This is a genomic window from Pontibacter sp. HSC-14F20 (assembly GCF_019599265.1).
Lineage (GTDB): Bacteria > Bacteroidota > Bacteroidia > Cytophagales > Hymenobacteraceae > Pontibacter.
Genome location: NZ_JAHZTC010000009.1, coordinates 60,306 through 81,764, shown reverse-complemented (window position 1 = coordinate 81,764; position 21,459 = coordinate 60,306). Strand labels below are relative to the sequence as shown.

The window sequence follows — 21,459 nt, the reverse complement described above, 5'->3', positions numbered from 1 at the left end:
TGCCACACCAGTATCACACAGGCCAGACTCAGTATTGCCAGAAAAATCAGGAACAGGTCTTCTCCCATGGTTAGTTTTAACAGGTCAGCTGGTTTTGGCGACTTCCAGTGTGGCTTTTCCCTGGCGAAGCAATCTGTGTGCAAGTGCTTTTGCCTGCTGCCTTATCTCTCGCAACGCAGTAGACTCGTAGAGCATCCCTTTCCTGGGAGGCCCGAGCGTGAACATACCACTTACAGGTTTGCCCGATGCATCTATTAGTTTGCCACCTGGTGTTGTTTTTATTCCGAGGCGCAGCACATCGGGTTGTGTCAGACCGTCTGCCAGCAGCTGCCTTACCAAGGGCGCCTCTACCTGGGTATAGTCGCATTGTGGACCCGTGCAATTGATGACCCTGCCTACCTCGATTTCCTCTGTTTCCTGGTAATGCCTTCTCCTGATAGAAACTCGGGCACCACTCTCTGTTTCGCGCATATCCAAGACAGCGGCGGCTATTACCTCCAGTTGCCCTTTTTCCTGTAGTTCCTGCAGCAGAGCAGCTGAGGAGGCAGGCATGCGGTGGCGGTGCACTTCCCAGTATGGCCGGATGTGGCGCAGAAAAGCTTTTTTCTCTTTCTCTGGCAATGATTGCCAGAGAACAGGTATATCATCGCGCAGGGCATCCAGCACACTTCGCCAGGGATAGCCCGCCGCTTCGGCCTGCTTTATCTCTTGCCGGACGAAGCGGAATAAACTTAAAGCAGATTGATATGCTCCTTCGGGAATCGCTGTTTTAGGATATGGCCGTGTGCTGACATCGAAAGGCTGCGGCAACAGCCCGTGGCGCGACACCACGTATACCTTGCCTTTATGACCTTGCGCCTGCAGGCTGCCCACCAAGTCTACCATGGTCAGGCTGGAACCAATCAATAAGAGCGATTCGTGCGTTTGCAGTCCACTCAGTCCTTTGGCCGACCAGGGCGAGGCGACATAACGCTGGCTTTTGTAAAAGCTTTTGTTAGGTATAGGCAAAAGCGCCGGCGGGAAATTACCCATGGCCAGCACTACTTTGTTAGCGCTCAAGGTACACTGGTTACTGCAATCAATAGTAAAATGTCGTCCCTGCCTGGCAACGGATAGCGCCTCTTCGTATACCCGCACCAGCGAAACTCCTTTTGCCGCACCCGCCTCTGCTTCCTGCAAGCGCGCTTTCAGGTAATCGCCAAAAATAGTACGTGGAATGAAGTCGGTGATCTGAACTGGCAGGGAAATCTGTCTTTTATAGAGTTGGGCATGCGCTTCCAGCCAGTTAAAAAAATCGAGTGGTTCGTCAGCAAACAGGCTCATGGCTGAAGCGGGTACATTGAGCGGCTGAAACGGCAACTGACTTGAATAGGCAACGCCACGGTTCATTCTATACCTGTCAGGTTCTATTAAGTATACAGTAGTGCCTGATGCGGCATTTTGCAATAGATGGATAGCCGTTAGCGTACCGCTTAGCCCTGCTCCTATTATAGCGATTGTCATGGTTGGTGTAGCTAAGGTATATACTTCTTGTGTGGACGAACGTGTGGCCAGGCGTTTACAAACTCCGTTTGAGTTTGTCAGGTGCCTGCATCTGTTTCAAAACAACATTTTGATTTTACGGTAATCCAAAAGCTGAGTTGATAAATTACGTCGCCAAATAGCGTTGGTTATAAGTCGTTTAACATTAATTTATACCTTCAGCCACCAAGCTTGTCACACGTGGAACAATTTAAAAAGGAAAGAAGAAAGGTATGATGATCGAAGCCACCAGCCACAGCAGCATATTGAGCGGCGTACCCACACGCAGGTAGTCCATAAATTTGTAATTGCCCGGCCCGTAAATCATGGTGTTGGTCTGATAGCCCATGGGGGTCATAAAACTAAGGGAAGCCGCATAGGTCACCGCCACCAGAAAAGGCCGAACACTCACCCCCATCTCCTTGGCCGCCACAATGGCAATAGGTGCCAGTAAGGCTGCCGTGGCGTTGTTCGACATAAAATTAGTAGACATAAAAGAGATGAAGAAGAAAGCCGACAAGAGCGCATGCGGCCCATAACTACCAATCGACTCCACCAGAAAGCCTGAAAGCAGACTAGCGGCGCCGGTCTTTTCGAGGGCTGTACCCATGGAGAGTACACCAGCCAGCATAAAAATCACTTTCCACTCAATGGACTTGTAGAGTTCGTCGAGGCGTATGGATTTGGTAAGCACCAGCAGTAGCACCCCTACCAAGGCACTGAGCACAATATGCGCCAGTCCTGTGGCTGCCGTTATCACCACGCCTGCTCCTATTACCAGTACAGGTATAATCTTGCTGTAGTCGTAGTGGCTGCGCTCTGTTTCGGAGATGAGCAAAATGTCTTCGTTGTTTCGCAGGTTCTGGGCCTGGCTTTTGTCGGCCGAAATGAGGAGCACATCACCAGCCGAGAGATGGGTATGGGTGAGTTTTTCGTGTAGGATTTCGTCGCGGTGCCGGATGGCGACCACCGTAGCCCCGTGGTTGTAGGCCCTGAAGTCGAGTTCTTTCAGGGACTTGCCCACCATGTAGGAGTTGGGCGTTACGATGGCCTCGAAGAGTTTTGAGTTGGCACTGTTCAAATCTTCATCTTTGAGCTTTCGCTCCGATTTCAACTTGATGCCCTTCTCCTCCTTCATTTTCTTGAGTTTCTCTACATCGCAACGCACCTTCAGCACATCGCCTGCTCGCAGCATGGTATAGGGTGTGGCGTTGAGTTTATACTTGTCGCGGGTGACTTGCAGCACGTCTATGTCCAGGTTCTGCACCAGACTAGAGCTCCTGAGCGGCATACCCACCGAGGGCGAATCGGGCAACAGCACAATTTCTGTCAGGTAGTCGCCCATGTTAAAATCTTCTGTCAGGTCTTCGGCCACCTTTCGGTTGGGTAACAGGAAACGGCCCACAAACAACATGTAAAGTACTCCGGTTATCAGGAAAAATATTCCGGCCGATGTGAGTTCAAACATGCCAATAGGTTCCTCGCCCTGCGCCTCGGCAATACCGCTCACCAGTATGTTAGTAGAAGTACCGATCAGGGTACAGACGCCACCCAGTAACGCACCGAAAGAGAGGGGCATCAGCAGTTTGGCAGGACTGATGCGGGTGTCGCGGGCTACTTGTATCACCATGGGCATCAGCAGGGCCACCACCGCCGTATCGTTAACAAAAGCGGACAGCATAGCTGCCACCAGCATCACCGCCAATAAACAAAGCAGGTTACTTTTGCGACCTATCCGGGTAAGCAACACGCCCACATTACTCAAAGAACCCGACTTGAAAATGGCAGAGCTGATGATGAACATGCAGGCTACCGTGATAGTGGCCGGGTTGCTGAAACCGGCTAGTCCTTCGGCCGGCGTGAGTATGCCGAGCATCATGAAGAGTGTCATTACCAGAATGGCCGTCGTGTCGATGGAGAGCTTCTCGCTGACGAAAAGCACTACAGCCACCGCTATCACAGATAGAACCACGCCAATCTCGTACGTCATGCTCGATAGTTAAGGATAGAACCGACCTTGTAAGCTGTCGGTCAGCAGGTATAGCGTTGCCACGGACTAGAGGCGAAATAATTGGTAGCTATAACTGTATTTGCGGCCAAACAGTTACAAAAGATAGAAAATAGCGGAAAGGGGAAAAAGTATTGCCGGAAAAAGAAATCCGGTAAGCGTCAAGATGTTACGCAATGGTTTCATTCAGCCATTGTTGGGCCGCTTCGCAGGTTTCAAAATGCTGAGAAGGCACTTCTATCTGCTTAACAATGTCTGCCACTTGCAAACTAGCAATTTTATCTACCGGCATCACGTTGGCAATTCTGCTTAATCCGGCAGCTTTCATCCTGCGCTGCGACTCTTCGTGGAGGCGGTTGAGCTGGTGCGGATGGGTAATCATGGTGCGCATGTCAACCAAAAGGGTAAAACCTGACCGAACCAGTTGCAATGCTTTGTCCCAGTCGTTCAAAAAATCAGGTACGCTGTCGGCATTTTTCCAAAAGCCCAGTATGCTGAAATATACTCTGTTCCGGATGCCGTCATAACCGATTTCGTAACATGAATTTCGGACAACATGCTGTTGGGCAGGTATAGAGGGGTCGTTATATTGTGTTTTGTTATCCATAGAAGGCTCCTGTATAGCATACGCAACCTACTGACGGATGCATTATACCTATCCAAGGAGTAATAGGCTGATTGAGAGTAAAAATGTGCAATTCTGAATTCGAGCAGGACGTTTTCTGTTTTTAAGGTTGCAACAGGCCTGTCAGTTCATGCACCGTTCCATTTCGCAGAGCAATATCTGTTGGGCGCAACTCCACGCCGTTCAGCAGGGTGTTTCCTTTTTTACGGCAAACATTCAGTGTCGCGCCGCTATAGGTCTGCAGGTTGCTGCCCTCTTTAAAGTCGGTTCCGGAGAGAGCGCCCTTCACCAGGTGCATCGCCATAACAGCGCGTATTTTCTCTACTGATTGCCCTTTTAGTTCCTGCAGGCGTGCTTCGGGGGGCATCAGCAAGGTATAGGATGTGCTGCCGGAGAGAGCAGGCGCCATACCTGCCGTAGTCAAAAGCTCGGCCAGCACAGGGCGCTCGTTAATGACATACTGCATAATAGTGGTGCGCTGCAGGGCAGCATCCTGCGCTACTGCCTGACTGCTCGTCAGGAAGAAGGCTACAAGAAGTACAATTCCAAGGTATAGATAGTATAGTTTCGATTTCATCAGTATAAATGCATGACTTTAGTATTTATACGGAATCCATCGGCTCTCAGCCTGATTTTAATATCGAAGAATCAGGCCAATAAAGTGCAATTGTACTTCCTCCTATAAAAAAGGTAAGCGCCAGTTGCTGATTTGCTCGATAAACAATGGGCCTGCCTTTGGTACTAAAGCCAGGCTTATGACCATGCCGTACACCGCACCGTAAAAGTGGGCATCGTGGTTGATGTTGTCGCCCATGCGCTTGCCCTGGAAGTAGGAGTACATCAGGTATAGAATGCCGAGGATGAAGCCAGGTATACAAAGAATAGCGTAGAGGCAAATATCCTGTGTCGGGTAAAAGAGTATGCTGGAGAACACGACCGAAGCCACACCACCCGAAGCACCTAAAGCCCGGTAAGACGGGTCGTCGCGGTGCTTCAGGAAAGTAGGTATATCTGACACGATAATGCCGCCCAGATAAATCAACATGTAGATAAGTATACCTGTTACATCTCCAAAAATTGCACCGAAAGTCATCTCCACGGCATTTCCAAAGAAATACAGCGTGAACATGTTAAAGAACAGGTGAGTATAATCCGCGTGCAGGAAGCCCGAAGTCAGGAAGCGATGCCACGAGTTGTCACGTGCCACGGAGTACGGATGAAAAATCCAGTTCTGCATCAGGTCGTGGTTCTTCCAGGCATACATCGAAATGCCCACTGTAATGATAATCAGGATGACGGTAACGCTCATTTTTTAATTTTGAATGAGTGGTTGAGTGAATGAGTGAATTATTGACAAATGATTACTCAAGAATGATGAATCATTTTCACTACTAAAAATCGGAATTTATTTCTGCCGCAAGTTTATAATGGGCGACTTTTTATGGCTTCAGAATTCTTGTAAACCAATTAAGGTCGGGCAAACTTTACAAGCCGGAAAAGCTTTATGCTATACCTGCGAATCTATACCTGAGGATTCAACACTAGCGAACCAACATTTTAACAATTCTAACTGTCCCTCTCCATTAGCTGCAGGGCCAGCCCATGAATGGTAGCTTTACGCTCGACTGGTACCTGCACGGCCTCTAAGTGATACAGGGCTTGCTGGAAATAGAAATCGATTTGCTGTTCGGTTTGCTTTCGGATGTTGAGCTGGTTGTAAACGGCGGTAATGGCCTGTACTTTTTCTTCGGCTATACCTGCATCAGTGTTGTCACGCCAGTCGAGTATGGTTTGCAGTTGTTCCTTGTTGGCTTGCTCCAGCGCCTTCAGCATCAGAAAGGTCTTCTTATCTGACAGAATATCGCCGCCGACCTGTTTGCCGAACTTGGCCTTATCGCCGTACACATCGAGCAAATCATCGCGCAGCTGGAAGGCTATACCTACGTTGTCTCCGAACCCCTTCAAGTGCTCGGCGTCGCTGTCAGGGGCTCCCTGCAGCATGGCACCCAACTCGAGACTGAAACCCAGCAGCACGGCTGTTTTGAGCGTGATCATGTGGATGTACTCTTCGATGCTCACCTGCTGTCGACGCTCGAAGTTCATGTCGAGTTGCTGGCCTTCGCATACCTCAGCGGCTGTTTTGCTGAAAAGCTGCAGCACTTTGCCCAGTTTGTCGGGGGCTATGCCTAACATCATTTCGTAAGCGCGTACCAGCATCACGTCTCCGCTCAGAATGGCGGTGTTGGCATTCCACTTTTCGTGCACGGTTGGGTTACCGCGGCGCAGTGGGGCCTTGTCCATGATGTCGTCGTGCATGAGCGTGAAGTTGTGGAAAACCTCTACCGCCGCAGCGGGCAATAGCACGTTTTCCACATCATCATCGTACATTTTTGCAGCCAAAAGCACCAGCAAGGGCCTTATCCGCTTTCCGCCCAACGACATAATGTAGCGGATGGGTTCGTACAATTCCGTTGGCTGGTCGCCAAAGCGGAGGGTATTCAGCGTTTGGTTAAGCTGGGTTGAAAGCTGCGTAATATCCACAGGTTGTATTAGTGTGTTTTAAGGGTTTCTACCAGTTCCATGTCGATGGTGCGCTCGGCCATGTTGGCGCTCACAATCTCGACCATCACTTCATCTCCAAACGAGATGATGCGTTTCGACTGACGACCAATGATGCGGTAGTTGTTGGCGTCCAGCTCGTAGTAGTCGTCGTTCAGACTTGAGAGGCGCACCATACCTTCGCACTTGTTTTCTTCAATCTCCACAAAGATACCCCATTCTGTCACACCAGACACAATTCCTTTGTATTGGTTGCCAATGGTGTCCTTCATAAACTCCACCTGCTTGTACTTAATGGAGGCACGCTCGGCATCAGCGGCACGTTTTTCCATCTCAGATGAATGGCGGCAACGTTCCTCAAAAGCCTCTTTGTCCTCCGAAGTACCACCATCCAGGTAATGCTGCAACAGGCGGTGCGCCATCATATCGGGGTAACGACGAATCGGTGACGTGAAGTGCGAGTAGTGGTCAAAGGCCAGACCAAAGTGGCCCTCGGGCTCGGTGCTATACTTGGCTTTGGCCATCGTCCGGATCGCCAGGTTCTGCAGCACGCTTTGTTCCGGCTTACCTTCAATTTCGTGCGTCAGGTTGTTCAGCTCTTCCGAAATATCGCCTTCAGGGTCTACTTTATACCCAAACTTGCGAGCGAAGAGTGAGAACGTGTTTAGCTTGTCAGGATCAGGAGAGCCGTGCGTACGGTATACCATAGTCGGGCGCTTTTTGCCTTTGCCTAAGCCGTAGACAAACTCAGCCACCTTTTTGTTTGCCAGGAGCATGAATTCCTCGATCAACTTGTGGGCATCTTTGCGCTCCTTCACATAGACAGAGAGCGGTTTCCCGTTTTCATCGAGCTTAAATTTCACTTCGGTTGTCTCGAAGCTGATGGCGCCATTTTTAAAGCGTTTGGCCTGCAGTTTCTTGGCAATGTTGTTCAGGACGTTGATCTCCTCGGCAAAGTCGCCTTCTCCGGACTCTATGCGCTCCTGTGCCTCTTCGTAAGCAAAGCGGCGATCAGAATACGTAATCGTGCGACCATACCAGGTGTCGTAGAGTTTGCCGTTGTCGTCAATCTCAAACACGACCGAGAAAGTCAGCTTCTCTTCGTTTGGTCTTAGCGAGCAAAGGCCATTTGAGAGACGCTCTGGCAACATCGGGATGGTTCTATCCACCAGGTATACCGAAGTAGCTCTGTGGAAAGCTTCCTTCTCCAGGATGCTGCGCGGATGCACGTAATGCGTCACGTCGGCAATGTGCACGCCTATTTCCCAGTTACCGTTTTCTAGCTTTTGGATGGAAAGTGCATCATCAAAGTCTTTGGCATCGGCAGGGTCAATGGTAAAGGTGGTCACATCGCGCATGTCGCGTCGCTTGGCAATCTCGCCTGCCGGTATTTTGTCAGATATCTGTTCAGCTTCTTCTTCCACAGCCTCCGGAAACTCGAACGGCAGTCCGAACTCGGCCATGATGGAGTGAATCTCAGCCTCGTGCTCGCCGGCCGGTCCAAACACACGAATTACCTCGCCCGTTGGGTTCTTGCCGGGCTCTTTTGGCCATTCAATGATCTTCACCAGCACCTTGTCGCCTGACTGGGCTCCATTCAGGTTACGCTCTCCCACAAATACGTCGAAATAGAGTCGCTTGAAGTCGGGCACTACGAAGCCAAAGTTTTTGGTAAGTTCCATCAGGCCTACCAGTTCGGTGCGCGAACGCTCCAGTACCTCGATCACCATACCTTCAGCACGTCCTCCATGCACTCTTGGCAGCACTTCCACTTTCACCAGGTCGCCGTCCATGGCATATTTCAGGTGCTCACGGAATACGCGTACATCGTCTTCTGTCTCTTCGGATACAATGTAGGCGTACTTGCTGTTGGCCAAATCTACGCGGCCCGTGATGATGTTGACGCGTAGGTTGAGTTGGTATTTGTCACCGTCTATCAGCAACAGTTTGTTCTCGCGCACCAGCTGGTTGACAATAACCTGTAGTTCATCGCGGCCTTTCTTGTCAACTATACCCAGCCTCCGGTTCATCTGACGCTGCGTGAATACGGTATCGGGGCTGCTGGAGAACATCTCCAGCACGATCCCTTTGGCAGAACGGTCTTTGCCGCCTTTACGTCCGTCGCCTCTGCGGGAGCCGCTACCTGCGGATGGTTCTCTTCTGGAAGACTCGCCTCTGCGGGAGCCGCCTTTTTCGTTGCGGCTGTCTTTATCTCTGCCGCCTTTGCTTGGTCTTTTACTTCTCATGTGTCTTGTTTCTATTGGCCGGTGCAGGTATGCCGCACCCGGGCCATGGCAATTCTTGATTGAAATAGTTTAGCCTCTATACGCCCGCAAGCCGGACTTAGGTTAAAGCCAAATCAATTTCAGGTGAATTTATAGAGAAAACTCTATATATGGGCTATACAGAAAGGTATATTAATCCTGATGCAGTGCTATACCTGTTTTCAGTATCATTCGCTTTTCCTGCGCCATCACAATGGATTCAGGATCACCGGCAGGTATAGCTTGCAGGAGAGAACGCGTGTAGTCGTGCTGCGGATTCTGGAAAAGCTGGGCAGGTATACCTTGCTCTACAATGCGGCCTTTGTGCATCACCAGTATACGGTCAGCCATGTGCTTGGCAACAGCCAGATCGTGCGTGATGAAGATATAGGTCATGTTGAAATCACGCCTGAGTTCGTTGAGCAGATTGAGCACCTGCGCCTGCACCGACACATCCAGCGCCGACACCGACTCATCGCATATCAACAGTTTGGGTTGCAGTGCCAAGGCTCGTGCTATGGCAATACGCTGCCGTTGTCCGCCCGAAAAAGCCTGTGGATAACGCTGCGCATACTCCGCCTTAAGTCCTACTTTTTCAAGGAGTTCCAGCATTTTAGATCGGCGTTCTTTATCGCTGCCGTAGAGTTTATGCACACGCATGGGTTCCAGTATGGCCTCCCCTACGGTGTGCATGGGGTTGAGCGAGGTATAGGGATCCTGGAAGATCATCTGGAAATGCCGGCGGCTTTTGCGTAGGGTTTCAGCGTCCATGCCGGCGATGTCCATCCCTTCGAATAGCACGCTCCCTGCAGTTGTCTCCAGCAGTCTTAAAATTGCCCGTCCCAGTGTCGTCTTGCCGCTTCCTGACTCGCCTACCAAGGCTATGGTTTGGGCGTGCTTTAACTCAAAGCTCACCCCGTCCACGGCTTTCACATGGCCTGTGGTGCGGGAGAAAATTCCTTTCTTGATGGGGAAGTATACCTGTAAATCCTGCACCTGCAACAAGGGCGGCTTCTGGCTGTTGTAGCGCTGCTGCTTTATACCTGAGACTGTACCCACATAGGCATTCACCACGTCCACCAACGACGGCTCGTATACCTGCGGCTTCTTTTCCTGAACTATACCTTGCTCGTCTTCCTCCATACAATCAGCGACCGTAGGCAACTTGGCTTGTGACTTGGTGCTGAGCGTTGGGCGACAGGCAAGCAAACCTTTGGTATAAGGATGCTGCGGATTGGTGAAAATATCGAGCACTTTACCTTGCTCCACTATGCGGCCTTTGTACATCACCAGCACACGGTCGGCAATCTCGGCTACTACCCCTAAATCATGACTGATCAATAGTACGGCCATGTTTTGCTTCACCCGCAGTTCATCGATCAGCGAGAGCATGCGGGCCTGCACCGTCACGTCTAAAGCAGTAGTCGGTTCGTCGGCAATCAGGATAGCAGGTTCGCAGGCCATGGCCATGGCGATCATCACCCGTTGCTTCTGTCCCCCGGAAATCTGATGTGGATAACTGTTATAAATTTGCTCCGGCCTAGGAAGCCTGGCTTGCTCAAAAAGTTGTAATACACGCTCTTTCGCCTCTTTTTTTGAAATTTTACGGTGCCACAAGAGCACCTCTGCCACCTGTTGTCCACAGGTATAGACGGGGTTGAGCGACGACATGGGATCTTGAAAAATCATGCCCATCTCGTTGCCACGAACCTGTTGCAATTGCTTTTCTTTCAGTTGTAACAAGTCTACCGCCCCTAGCCGTGCCGACTCAAATATGGCCTTCCCACTAACCTGCGCATTGGTGTCAATTAGCTGCATGAGCGACAGCGCCGTCACCGACTTCCCAGAACCCGACTCCCCTACTATCGCCACCGCCTCGCCCGGGTATACCGCAAACGACACCTGATTCACCGCACGGACTATACCCTGGCGAGTGGAAAAAGTGGTTCCGAGATCTGTGACCTGCAGTATGGGCGTAAGTATAGACAAAGGTGATGAGGTATGTGTTTCGGGTAAAAATAAGGTTTTTTGAATGATTGAGAAGCCTTTCTTGTTTTCGTTTTTCGCAGTACATTTAAGATTGAGCTTAAAACATATGAAAAACTCTTCTGAGAACAACTTCACTGGTAACAGCACCTCTACCGAAACTAATGCTAAAAGCACGATCATCTGGGATCTCGGTGCTGTGCTGATCGACTGGAACCCGCATCACCTGTACCGCAAAATTTTTGATGACGAAGCGCAAATGCTGCATTTCCTTGAAAACGTCTGCACGTTTGAGTGGAACGAAGAACAGGATGCCGGCCGCACCATACAGGAAGCCAACGACTACCTGATCGCAAAGCATCCCGAACACGAAGAACACATCAGAGCCTATTACGGGCGTTGGGAAGAAATGCTGGGCGGCCCGATTGAAGGCACTGTGGAGATTTTCCGGGAGATGAAGCATCGTGGCGAGCATAAGCTATACGCCCTCACCAATTGGTCAGCTGAGCTTTTCCCGATTGCCCTGGAGCGCTACGACTTCCTCGGCTGGTTCGACGGCATTGTGGTATCTGGCACTGAAAAGGACCGCAAACCCAACCCCAGTTTCTACCATACCTTGCTCAATAGGTATAACTTGCAACCATCCGAAGTGCTGTTCATCGACGATAACCTCCGCAATATTAAAGCCGCCGAGCAACTAGGTATAGATTCAATTCACTTTACCTCACCTGAGGATTTGAAAGTACGGCTGGAAAAATTGGGAGTTTTGTAATCAGAGCAGCGTTTTGTGCTGCAGGTATAATGACTGATGCTTCAGGTAAAACAAAATCCTGGATTAGTTCATGCTCAGCACAATATCCTTGCCTTTAGAGGTATAGCCATGTATAATCCCAAACCCTTCCTTTACATAAATTCCTTGTATGTAATCCAAAGCAGGATAGCGGTCGTGGATGTACTGTTCCTCCGGCCTGTAGTAGTTGGGTTGGTTTAGGTATAGATGGTATACGTTTTGGTGCTGCACACCACCAAGCGTCACGGTTGGTAAGAATTTCTGAGTATAGGTAGGATTCTCAATCGTGTGGGTTGTCGCGTCAGTAAGCAGGAAAGTGCGGCTCGTAATGAAATGGCTACTGCTGGAAGTGCCAGTCTGTATCGGCTGAGGAAATTTGTTATTGTAACCGATTGTGAATTCAATCACGTCCTCAACTTGAGCTTTATCTGTTATATTGTTGAACCGATCAGTGCTCGCATCTTTTCTGTAAGTGATACTGATACTGGTCAGGCTCTCGCCTTCTGTTTGGCTTGTGTATACCTTCTGGTCAGCTGTAAAAAACTCCTTGCAGGAATTCGGGTCAAATTTGCCGCTGTAATTTGTCTTTCTTACTGGTAGCTCAACGCTCATTATCCCAGCAGCATTAACATATTTCATTTTCCGGTTAATGCCCTCCTCCGCCATGTAATAACTCATACCTTGAGCTGGCTGAGCTGGCAAAAAGGATACTAATTCGTTGGTAAACTCGAGCTTACCCAGATGCACATCTTCACAACCACAGGCTGACAGCCCTATAGATAAGGCAACAACCGCTATAAGCTTACTTAATTTCATCAGGCTCAGGATTTGAGGTAGAGTAACCAGAAAAAGGCACGAAATATAAGCGGAAGTTTTCTAACCGCATCCAGTGGTTCGCAGAAAAAAGAAACTGTAATTCATCTAAACTATACCACACAAAAGCGGCTGCTCCACATGGAACAGCCGCTTTTTTTAGCTTTAATCTATACCTTATTAACCCTTTTGCTCGGCTGCAGGCTGCTTAGCCGGTTCGTCGTAGTGCGCGAAGAAGCGCTTCTGGTTGAAGAGGATAATCAGCACACCGATAAAAATAGCCGAATCCGCCACATTAAAGATAGGCCAGAGAGACATGGGTTTACCACCTAATAGCGGAACCCAGTTCGGCACGATGCCCTCCCATATGTCTATGTAGAACATGTCAATTACCTGACCGTGAAACCAGGGAGTGGAAGAGCCATAGGGATGATTGTCAAATAGAACACCGTAGAAGGTACTGTCGATCAGGTTGCCGATGGCGCCGCCCAGAATCAGGCCAATGCACCAGATCAGGCCTTTCGGAGCTTTCGTCTGGACAAGATGGTAGATGTAATAGGCTATACCGAACACCGCAACTAACCGGAACAGCGACAGCATCAGCTTGCCGTAGTCAGAGCCGAGTTCCACACCAAAGGCCATACCTGGGTTCAGAGTATAATGCAGCTTCAGCCAGTCGCCAAGGAGCACAATCTCGCCAGGCATCCCCATTTCCATGTTGTAATGCACGATAAGCTTCACAGCCTGGTCGATGATGATGACAATAAGGGCCACCAGGTAGTACTTCCAATATTTCATGTTTCGTCTATTAGGCTGCAGAGACTTTAATCAGCCGCCGCAGGATACAGGTATAAGGTATAGCCCCAGCCGTTTTATACAGCCGGGGCTTATTATTTATGCTAAACCGCTTCAGTGCGGATGTGGATGTTCACCTGGTAATCGTCCACCTCTAAGAGTGTGCCATCTACCACACTGTCAGTCAGTTCAAGGCTCAGCGCCTGTGTCTCGGCCTGGATGTAGTCGCGGAAGTTTTCCACAGCGGCATTTACTTCCGGCACCGATGCCTGCAGCACGATGTGTATCTTATCCTGCACTTCCAGGTTGCTGTCTTTGCGCAGGTTCTGGATTCGGTTCACCAACTCACGGGCGATACCTTCCTGCTTCAGCTCTTCGGTAATGGTCACGTCGAGTGCCACTGTCAGTTTGCCTTCGCTGGCTACCAACCAGCCTGGGATGTCCTCCGAAGAGATTTCCACGTCCTCCGGCGTCAGCACAGCGGTTTCCTCGTCGCTGATTTGCAGTTCGATTCCGCCTTCACGCTCTAAGAGCGCGATGTCCTCCTGGTTCATCTGCTGCACAGCGGCCGCCACCAGCTTCATTTTCGGACCGAAAACCTGACCCAGCTTCTTGAAGTTCGGCTTGATCTTCTTCACCAGTATACCGGACGTATCGTCGATGTACTCCACGTGCTTGATGTTCACTTCGCTCATGATCAGGTCTTCTACGGCCTGAATCTGCTGACGTGTCTTATCATTCAGCACAGGTATAAGGATACGCTGCAGCGGCTGACGCACCTTGATAAAGTGCTTCTTGCGCAGCGAGTGCACCAGCGACGAGATGGTCTGGGCCAGTGCCATGCGCTCTTCCAGGTCCTTGTCGATAGCAGAGTGTTCCACTTCCGGATAGTAAGCCAAATGAACCGATTCCTCTTTGTGCTTGCCGCTCACGTTGTTCAGGTCGCGGTAGAGTTGCTCGGCGTAGAATGGCGCGATAGGCGAAGCCAGTTTGGCGATCGTCTCCAGACAGGTATAGAGCGTCTGGTAAGCGGCCATCTTGTCTTCGTTGTACTCGCCTTTCCAGAAACGTTTGCGGTTCAGGCGCACGTACCAGTTGCTCAGGTCATCCACCACGAAATCCTGTATGGCTCGGGCAGCACGGGTTGGGTCGTAGTCTTCTAAGAAGGTGTCAACGTCAGCTACCAGCGTGTTCAGCTTGGAGATAATCCAGCGGTCGCTTTCGGTTCTGCGCTCTAGTGGCACCTCGTGCTCAGCAAAAGTGAAGTTATCCAGGTTGGCGTATAGCGCGAAGAAAGAGTAGGTATTCTGCAACGTTCCGAAGAAACGGCGCTGTGTCTCCACTACCCCCTCCGGGTTGAACTTCAGGTTGTCCCAAGGTGGCGCGTTGGCAATCATGTACCAGCGCACGGCGTCCGGACCATACTTGCCGATCATCTCAAACGGGTCGATGGCATTGCCAAGGCGCTTGCTCATCTTGTTACCGTTCTTATCGAGTACCAGACCATTCGCGATTACGTTCTTGTAAGCCACGCTATCCTCCAACATCACAGCCAAAGCATGCAGCGTAAAGAACCAACCACGCGTCTGGTCAACGCCCTCGGCGATGTAGTCGGCTGGGAAGTTCTGTTCGAAGATTTCCTTGTTCTCCAGCGGGTAGTGCCACTGTGCATAAGGCATAGCGCCTGAGTCGAACCAAACGTCGATCAGGTCTGTCTCTCTGTACATTGGCTTTCCTGAGTCGCTTACCAGCACGATGTTGTCCACATACGGACGGTGCAGGTCGTTTATCTCCACAGACGCTTCCATCAGGCCAGCGTCCACGGCACGGTCTATCTCGTCGCTCAGTTGCTGGATAGAGCCGATGCAGATTTCTTCTTCACCATCTTCTGTTCTCCAGATTGGCAGCGGCGTGCCCCAATAGCGGGAACGCGACAGGTTCCAATCCACCAGATTCTCGAGCCAGTTACCGAAACGACCTGTACCCGTAGATTCCGGTTTCCAATTGATGGTCTTGTTGAGCTCGATCAATCTATCTTTAACTGCCGTAGTCTTGATAAACCAGCTATCCAGCGGATAGTAAAGTACCGGCTTATCAGTTCTCCAGCAATGCGGATAGGTGTGCTCGTATTTCTCTACTTTAAAGGCTCTGCCCTCTTCTTTCAGTTTGATGGCAATCAGTACGTCGGTCGGCTTGTAGTCAGCAGCTGACTCATCTTCACCGGTATAGTTTTTCACATACATACCGGCAAAGTCAGTTACCTCTTTTACGAAGCGGCCTTGCTTGTCCACGAGCGGCATTGGTTTGCCATTCTCGTCTTCTACCAACAGCGCAGGTATATCGTTCTGGGCAGCTACCCTAAAGTCGTCCGCACCAAAGGTTGGCGAAATGTGCACGATACCGGTACCATCTTCTGTGGTCACGAAATCGCCTACCACTACTCTGAAGGCTGGCTTATCCGGCTGCACGTATGGCATCAATTGGTGATACTCTACACCGGCCAGATCAGCACCCGTAAATTCTTCTACTACCTTGAACGGGATCAGTTTATCGCCGGAACTATAGTCGGTCAGAGCCAGGTCGGCTGCTTTCGGATTGAAGAAGCGGCTTACCAGGTCTTTGGCGAGTATCACCGAAATCGGCTCGTAAGTATAGGGGTTGTAGGTACGCACTTTCACGTACTTGATGCCCTTGCCTACCGCCAGCGCCGTGTTCGCCGGAAGCGTCCAAGGCGTGGTTGTCCAGGCCAGGAAAAACACATTCTCCTCCTCGTACTCGAACAGGAACATGTTGCGTGTAATTTTTTTCACCTCGAACTGCGCCACGATGGTCGTGTCCTTCACCATTTTGTAGCAGCCCGGCTGGTTGAGTTCGTGTGAGCTCAGACCCGTGCCCGCTCCCGGTGAGTAAGGCTGTATGGTATAGCCCTTGTATAAGAAACCTTTGTCGTACAGGCGTTTCAGCAGCGCCCATACCGACTCGATGTAATTGTTCTCAAACGTGATATACGGATTGTCGAGGTCCACCCAGTAACCCATCTGCTCTGTCAGGTCGTCCCACTGGCCTTTGAAACGCATCACCGTTTCGCGGCAGCGCTGGTTGTATTCCTCCACCGTTATCTTCTTGCCGATATCCTCTTTTGTGATGCCCAGCTCCTTTTCTACCTGCAGCTCTACGGGCAGACCGTGCGTGTCCCAGCCGCCTTTGCGGTTCACCTGGAAGCCTTTTAACGTCTTGTAACGGCAGAAAATATCTTTCACGGCGCGGGCCATCACGTGGTGAATACCCGGCGTACCGTTGGCTGAAGGAGGTCCTTCATAAAACACGAAAGGCTTGTGCCCCTCTCTTGTCGACACCGACTTCTGAAAGATATTGTGTTCTTTCCAGAATGCCAGCACATCCTCGCCTACTTGCGCGTAGTTCAGGTTTTTGTATTCGTTATACTTTGCCATTTTCAGCACTTATTCTTACGATAATTCTTCGTCAAAATTCAAATCAGCTGGTTCAAGCTAATGTAGCTATTTAGCAAGATACTCAGGATTGATAACAGTACAATCCTGCCCGCTTGCACCTAAACCAAATATGCCGGTATCCTTAAATGGGCATTTAGCTAAAACCACAGTACAAAGCAGCATATTTTGCCCATGCTGCCTTGTGGGTCAGATACCGGAAATCAATCGTTATAAAACAGATCTCGTGTCTCGTTAAACTCTGGTAAAGAGCCCTTTTTACTCCGGATTTTCCAGCTGTAATACAAAGGTAAGTATTTTTAATTTTTTGATGCTTTCCACGTGGAAGCTTGCAGGACTTTTCTACCATCTTTTGCTATACCTATACCGGACACAGTGCATAAAACCTCGTGCTGCAGTCTGGCAAACATTGTGGAATAATTGCCTGTAAAGCACCTTTATGAAGCCAATTGGCAGTTTTAGAACAGCTTTTACACAGCCTGTTCTTTAGCCGTCATGCTCTAAAAAGTTTTCAAACCCATCAATATTATTAGGAGAAGCGTTTGTCATACTCGTAATTGCATCTAGTTCTTCGGCTATACCTAGCTAATTGCTTAAGCTGAATATCTGAAACCTATGTATAGACAATTTAAAATTGCGCCAAGACACGGTTGACCATTGTAACAGGTATAGCGGTAGCTTATTTTCAATCATGCATATCATAAAGCATTGGTTACCAAAGCACTGGCTGTATACCCTACTACTATTAACTATTAATTATCCACATCACCGAACACTCCATTTAACATAACAACAACACTTACGAGTATTTTCGGACATTTTTAGAGACAATTTAAGGTATAGCTATACCTATTGGGAGCCTCATACAGCTCCGCCCATAACTAATATCTGTCCCGGGACGGTTGGCTACAAAACAAAAACAGCCTGCGACTTAGTGCCGCAGGCTGTTTTCTATTAATGCTATACCTATACCTTAGGCCAACTTCTCAAATATGCTCTTGAAGTTAACAGCTTTGTCGATGTAGCTGTGCAGTTCGCTGATTGGCATGCGCACCTGCTCACGGGAGTCACGATCACGAACGGTTACCGTATTGTCTTCCAGCGTCTGGTGGTCTACGGCGATGCAGAACGGTGTACCGATCAAATCCTGACGGGTATAACGCTTACCAATGGAGTCACGCTCTTCGTAAATCATGTTGAAGTCGTAGCGCAGCGAGTTAAAAATCTCTGTCGCTTTCTCTGGCAAGCCGTCTTTCTTCGTGAGTGGCAGAATAGCAGCCTTAACAGGAGCCAGTGACGGGTGGAATTTCAGGAAGGTACGTGTCTTGGTTTGGTCACCTTCAGTGATTTCTTCTTCGGTATAGGCGCTGCAAAGCGTCATCAGGAACAGGCGGTCGGCGCCTACGGATGTTTCCACCACATAAGGGATGTAGTTGCCATATGGTTTGCCGTCTTCGCTCAGGTCGTTGTCGAAGTACTGCATTTTTTTGCGGCTCAACTCCTGGTGCTGGGTCAGGTCAAAGTCGGTGCGTGAGTGTATACCTTCCACCTCTTTGAAACCGAATGGGAATTTGAACTCAATGTCCACGGCAGCGTTGGCGTAGTGTGCCAGCTTTTCGTGGTCGTGGTAGCGCAGGCTGTCAGCAGGTATACCAATGGCTTCGTGCCATTTCTTACGGTTCTCTTTCCAAGTGTTGTACCATTCCATCTCGGTGCCAGGGCGCACGAAAAACTGCATTTCCATCTGCTCAAACTCGCGCATACGGAAGATGAACTGACGGGCCACAATCTCGTTACGGAAGGCCTTCCCGATTTGCGCGATACCAAACGGCACCTTCATGCGGCCGGTCTTCTGCACGTTCAGGAAGTTCACAAATATACCCTGAGCCGTTTCGGGGCGCAGGTAAATGGTGCTCGAGTCTTCGGCCACAGAACCTACCTGCGTCGAGAACATCAGGTTAAACTGACGTACTTCGGTCCAGTTGGTGGTGCCGGAAATCGGGCATTTAATATCTTCACGAATGATCAGCTCACGTACGGCATCGAGTTCTTCGGCACCGAGCAGCTTGCCCATCTCTACTAGTAGCTCGCTGGCTTTGTCGTAGTGTCCGTCGGCTTCGTACTGGGCGGCTTTCTCTTCTATCAGCACGTCGGCGCGGTAACGCTTCTTTGAGTCCTTGTTATCAATCATCGGGTCGTTGAAGCTGTCGATGTGACCGGAGGCCTTCCAGGTAAGCGGGTGCATGAAAATGGAAGCATCTATACCTACCACGTTCTGATGCAGCTGCGTCATCGACTTCCACCACAGGTTCTTGAGGTTGTTTTTCAGCTCTACGCCCATCTGGCCGTAATCGTACACGGCTTGCAGACCATCATAAATCTCACTTGACGGAAATACGAAGCCGTACTCCTTTGCGTGCGAGATGATATCTTTTAATTGCGCGTTTTCTACAGGGGTTTTCTCTTGTGTCGCCATGCTGCAAAGATAGAAGATTAAGGTGTGATTATGCCATACGCTTTTTACAGATTTTCGAGTATGCAAAAAACACTATACGCTAATTTTTTCTCGCTTTAGTATAACTATCAAAGGTATATCAGGTATAAACCAGCATCTGTTAATAATTTCTTAACATTAGACCGCTCAGTCTCTCGCCTATTTTATGATAACTTGCGGCGTTTTTAAAATCTCACCCAATTTTTGAAAATGGCTAAGAAGAAAAAGAAAGGGCCGAAGCATGTAGTGCCTACCCAACCCCATAAGTTTATGAAGCGAATCAGCTTCGTGGATGTGGTAGTTCAAAAAGAAAAGAAGTTCCTCTATTTTATTGCCTTTGCCCTGATTGCAGCGGGCGCGCTTTATCCTTATCCTTCCATTGCCATGTGGGTGGGCTTCGCTTTCGCAGGTTACTCGGCAATCGCCAACGACAGTATCCAGACCATCGGTACGTTCATTGGCTCCAATGAACATCGGAAGTGGTACTGGCAGTGGCTCTTTATGGGGCTTATTTTTGTGTTCACGGTATCGTATAGCTGGGTAGTGTTTGACGGTGACGTATCGTACCAACGCCTTGCCACACCTGGCCTCGACGTAGCACCATCCAAGTTTGTATACCTGCAGTTAGCTGCACCTATCATTCTGTTGCTCCTGACCAGGTTCCGTATACCTGTCTCCACCACGTTCATGCTGCTTAGCGTGTTCACGGCTACTTCGGGCACTATCCTGAGCATGCTCAATAAAAGTATAGCCGGTTATATCGTTGCCTTTATTTCTGCCCTGATTATATACCTGACCCTTACTAAAGTTATCAAGCGCTTCATAAAAGGCGAGGCACATGCGTTCTGGGTATGGGCACAGTGGATTATCAGTGGCTTTTTGTGGTACATCTGGTTGGCGCAAGACCTGGCTAACATTGCTGTATACCTGCCGCGCCAGTTGAATATATACGAGTTCCTGGTTTTCACGCTGTTTATCTTCCTGGGCCTTGGCTTCCTGTTCTTCAAAAAAGGCGACAAAATTCAGAACATTATCAACGAGAAATCGGAGGTACGCGATGTGCGTAGTGCCACCATCATCGACTTAGTTTATGCCCTGATCCTTTATGTTTTCAAGGAGGTGAACAACGTGCCGATGAGTACTACCTGGGTGTTTATTGGTTTGCTGGCCGGCCGTGAGTTAGGTATGCGCCTGAGAGCACAGGATAGCAGCACCAAGATTGCCAAAACGCTGAATTTGATAGGCAAGGATATCCTGTCAGTAACTATTGGTCTGATCATCTCCATGATACTGGCTATCGCTATTAACCCCGCTATTCAGGAAGAGATTTATAACTTCTTCTTCAACTAAGGTATAGCACCATTGCTGTTGAAAAGGCCCGGCTTACACCGGGCCTTTTTTATGCTCTCCTGTGTATAGCTATACCTGAAATAGTGCCTCCTATACCTGTAATCGCTGTTTTTGATTAGCTTTTCCACAGGCTATACCTGTCCGTCAGGTATAACGCTTTTCTTTAGTGATGAGTTATACCTATACTTGGAGCCTCAGGAATAGCTTGTCTTCTTTTCAGATCTATACCTTGTTGTGAGTAGCTTATCGAGGTTTAGGCAAAAAAAATCCCGGTTTCTTTGCAGAAGCCGGGATGTATGCAGAAACTGTTTTTCTTATTTCTCTGGCCAAACAACCTCCAGGTTGTCGTTGATGAACACGCCAAAGTTCACGGCTATTAGTTGGTCTTCGTCGAAGTACAGGTCGATCATTTCTTTTTCGTAAGAAACGCGTGTTTCGCCTGTTTCCATTTCTTCTTCTTCCAGATCTTCGTAACCGTGGTCAGCGAAAAGTCTTTTTAGCTGCTCCTGGCTCATCTCGAAAATACGCTCTTCCCACAACTTCACGTCGCGGTTGGCTGTTTCGATGCAGCTCAGTTTGTAATCGTCTTCCTTGTCGAAGTACAGCGAGTAGCCTTCTTCCCAGTAGTTCCAGGCCTGGTGCTCAAACTCATCTTCTTCATCGGACTCTTCTATCTCTTCAGGTTCGCCCAATAGTGCTTCTACTTCTTCCATTGTAAGGCCAAACTTGATCTTACCAAGCCCTTTGCCTAACCTGATTTCTTTGTTAACCATGTTATTCTCTA

General features: G+C 49.4%; 16 protein-coding genes. 2 read left to right on the top strand and 14 right to left on the bottom strand.

Annotation, left to right across the window (positions count from 1 at the left end; all coding sequences use genetic code 11):
* Positions 1–84: 84 nt before the first annotated feature.
* The 8 genes from K3G39_RS10725 to K3G39_RS10690 all read right to left on the bottom strand — a co-directional run bounded on the left by K3G39_RS10725 (position 85) and on the right by K3G39_RS10690 (position 10,966).
* Positions 85–1,503, bottom strand: coding sequence for an FAD/NAD(P)-binding protein (locus K3G39_RS10725; RefSeq protein WP_220626170.1), 1,419 nt, complete (start codon positions 1,501–1,503; stop codon positions 85–87).
* A 229-nt stretch (positions 1,504–1,732) separates the two neighbouring features.
* Positions 1,733–3,511 carry an SLC13 family permease gene (locus tag K3G39_RS10720; protein ID WP_220626169.1) on the bottom strand — a complete coding sequence of 593 codons (1,779 nt, stop codon included), beginning with the start codon at positions 3,509–3,511 and terminating at the stop codon, positions 1,733–1,735.
* A 187-nt stretch (positions 3,512–3,698) separates the two neighbouring features.
* Positions 3,699–4,136 carry a hypothetical protein gene (locus K3G39_RS10715; protein ID WP_220626168.1) on the bottom strand — a complete coding sequence of 146 codons (438 nt, stop codon included), beginning with the start codon at positions 4,134–4,136 and terminating at the stop codon, positions 3,699–3,701.
* A 121-nt stretch (positions 4,137–4,257) separates the two neighbouring features.
* Positions 4,258–4,731 (bottom strand): fasciclin domain-containing protein, encoded by a 474-nt coding sequence (locus tag K3G39_RS10710; protein ID WP_220626167.1) that lies wholly within the window; start codon positions 4,729–4,731, stop codon positions 4,258–4,260.
* A 102-nt stretch (positions 4,732–4,833) separates the two neighbouring features.
* Complete coding sequence (locus K3G39_RS10705; protein WP_220626166.1) at positions 4,834–5,463, bottom strand: rhomboid family intramembrane serine protease; 630 nt, start codon at positions 5,461–5,463, stop codon at positions 4,834–4,836.
* Between the two features lie 257 nt (positions 5,464–5,720).
* Positions 5,721–6,695, bottom strand: coding sequence for a polyprenyl synthetase family protein (locus K3G39_RS10700; RefSeq protein ID WP_220626165.1), 975 nt, complete (start codon positions 6,693–6,695; stop codon positions 5,721–5,723).
* Between the two features lie 8 nt (positions 6,696–6,703).
* Positions 6,704–8,959, bottom strand: coding sequence for a ribonuclease R (gene rnr / locus K3G39_RS10695; RefSeq protein WP_220626164.1), 2,256 nt, complete (start codon positions 8,957–8,959; stop codon positions 6,704–6,706).
* A 171-nt stretch (positions 8,960–9,130) separates the two neighbouring features.
* Positions 9,131–10,966, bottom strand: a complete 1,836-nt coding sequence (locus tag K3G39_RS10690; protein WP_220626163.1) for an ABC transporter ATP-binding protein — start codon at positions 10,964–10,966, stop codon at positions 9,131–9,133.
* Between the two features lie 106 nt (positions 10,967–11,072).
* Here K3G39_RS10690 and K3G39_RS10685 point away from each other — a divergent pair, with 106 nt between their 5' ends.
* Complete coding sequence (locus tag K3G39_RS10685) at positions 11,073–11,735, top strand: HAD family phosphatase (protein WP_220626162.1); 663 nt, start codon at positions 11,073–11,075, stop codon at positions 11,733–11,735.
* 63 nt (positions 11,736–11,798) lie between these two features.
* Here K3G39_RS10685 and K3G39_RS10680 read toward each other — a convergent pair whose 3' ends face one another.
* The 4 genes from K3G39_RS10680 to K3G39_RS10665 all read right to left on the bottom strand — a co-directional run bounded on the left by K3G39_RS10680 (position 11,799) and on the right by K3G39_RS10665 (position 19,307).
* The gene (locus K3G39_RS10680) at positions 11,799–12,569 is read right to left on the bottom strand and encodes a hypothetical protein (RefSeq protein WP_220626161.1); all 771 of its coding nucleotides are present in this window, start codon (positions 12,567–12,569) and stop codon (positions 11,799–11,801) included.
* Between the two features lie 177 nt (positions 12,570–12,746).
* Positions 12,747–13,364 carry a lipoprotein signal peptidase gene (locus K3G39_RS10675; protein WP_220626160.1) on the bottom strand — a complete coding sequence of 206 codons (618 nt, stop codon included), beginning with the start codon at positions 13,362–13,364 and terminating at the stop codon, positions 12,747–12,749.
* Between the two features lie 101 nt (positions 13,365–13,465).
* Positions 13,466–16,813: an isoleucine--tRNA ligase gene (gene ileS, locus K3G39_RS10670; protein WP_220626159.1), complete on the bottom strand. Its 3,348-nt coding sequence runs from the start codon at positions 16,811–16,813 to the stop codon at positions 13,466–13,468.
* 991 nt (positions 16,814–17,804) lie between these two features.
* Complete coding sequence (locus K3G39_RS10665; protein ID WP_220626158.1) at positions 17,805–19,307, bottom strand: glycine--tRNA ligase; 1,503 nt, start codon at positions 19,305–19,307, stop codon at positions 17,805–17,807.
* A 228-nt stretch (positions 19,308–19,535) separates the two neighbouring features.
* Here K3G39_RS10665 and K3G39_RS10660 point away from each other — a divergent pair, with 228 nt between their 5' ends.
* Complete coding sequence (locus K3G39_RS10660) at positions 19,536–20,675, top strand: hypothetical protein (protein ID WP_220626157.1); 1,140 nt, start codon at positions 19,536–19,538, stop codon at positions 20,673–20,675.
* Here K3G39_RS10660 and K3G39_RS20860 read toward each other — a convergent pair.
* Positions 20,672–20,803: a hypothetical protein gene (locus K3G39_RS20860; protein ID WP_255594240.1), complete on the bottom strand. Its 132-nt coding sequence runs from the start codon at positions 20,801–20,803 to the stop codon at positions 20,672–20,674. The genes K3G39_RS10660 and K3G39_RS20860 overlap by 4 nt on opposite strands.
* Positions 20,804–20,989: 186 nt before the next feature.
* The gene (locus K3G39_RS10655; protein WP_220626156.1) at positions 20,990–21,448 is read right to left on the bottom strand and encodes a hypothetical protein; all 459 of its coding nucleotides are present in this window, start codon (positions 21,446–21,448) and stop codon (positions 20,990–20,992) included.
* Between the last annotated feature and the right edge of the window lie 11 nt (positions 21,449–21,459).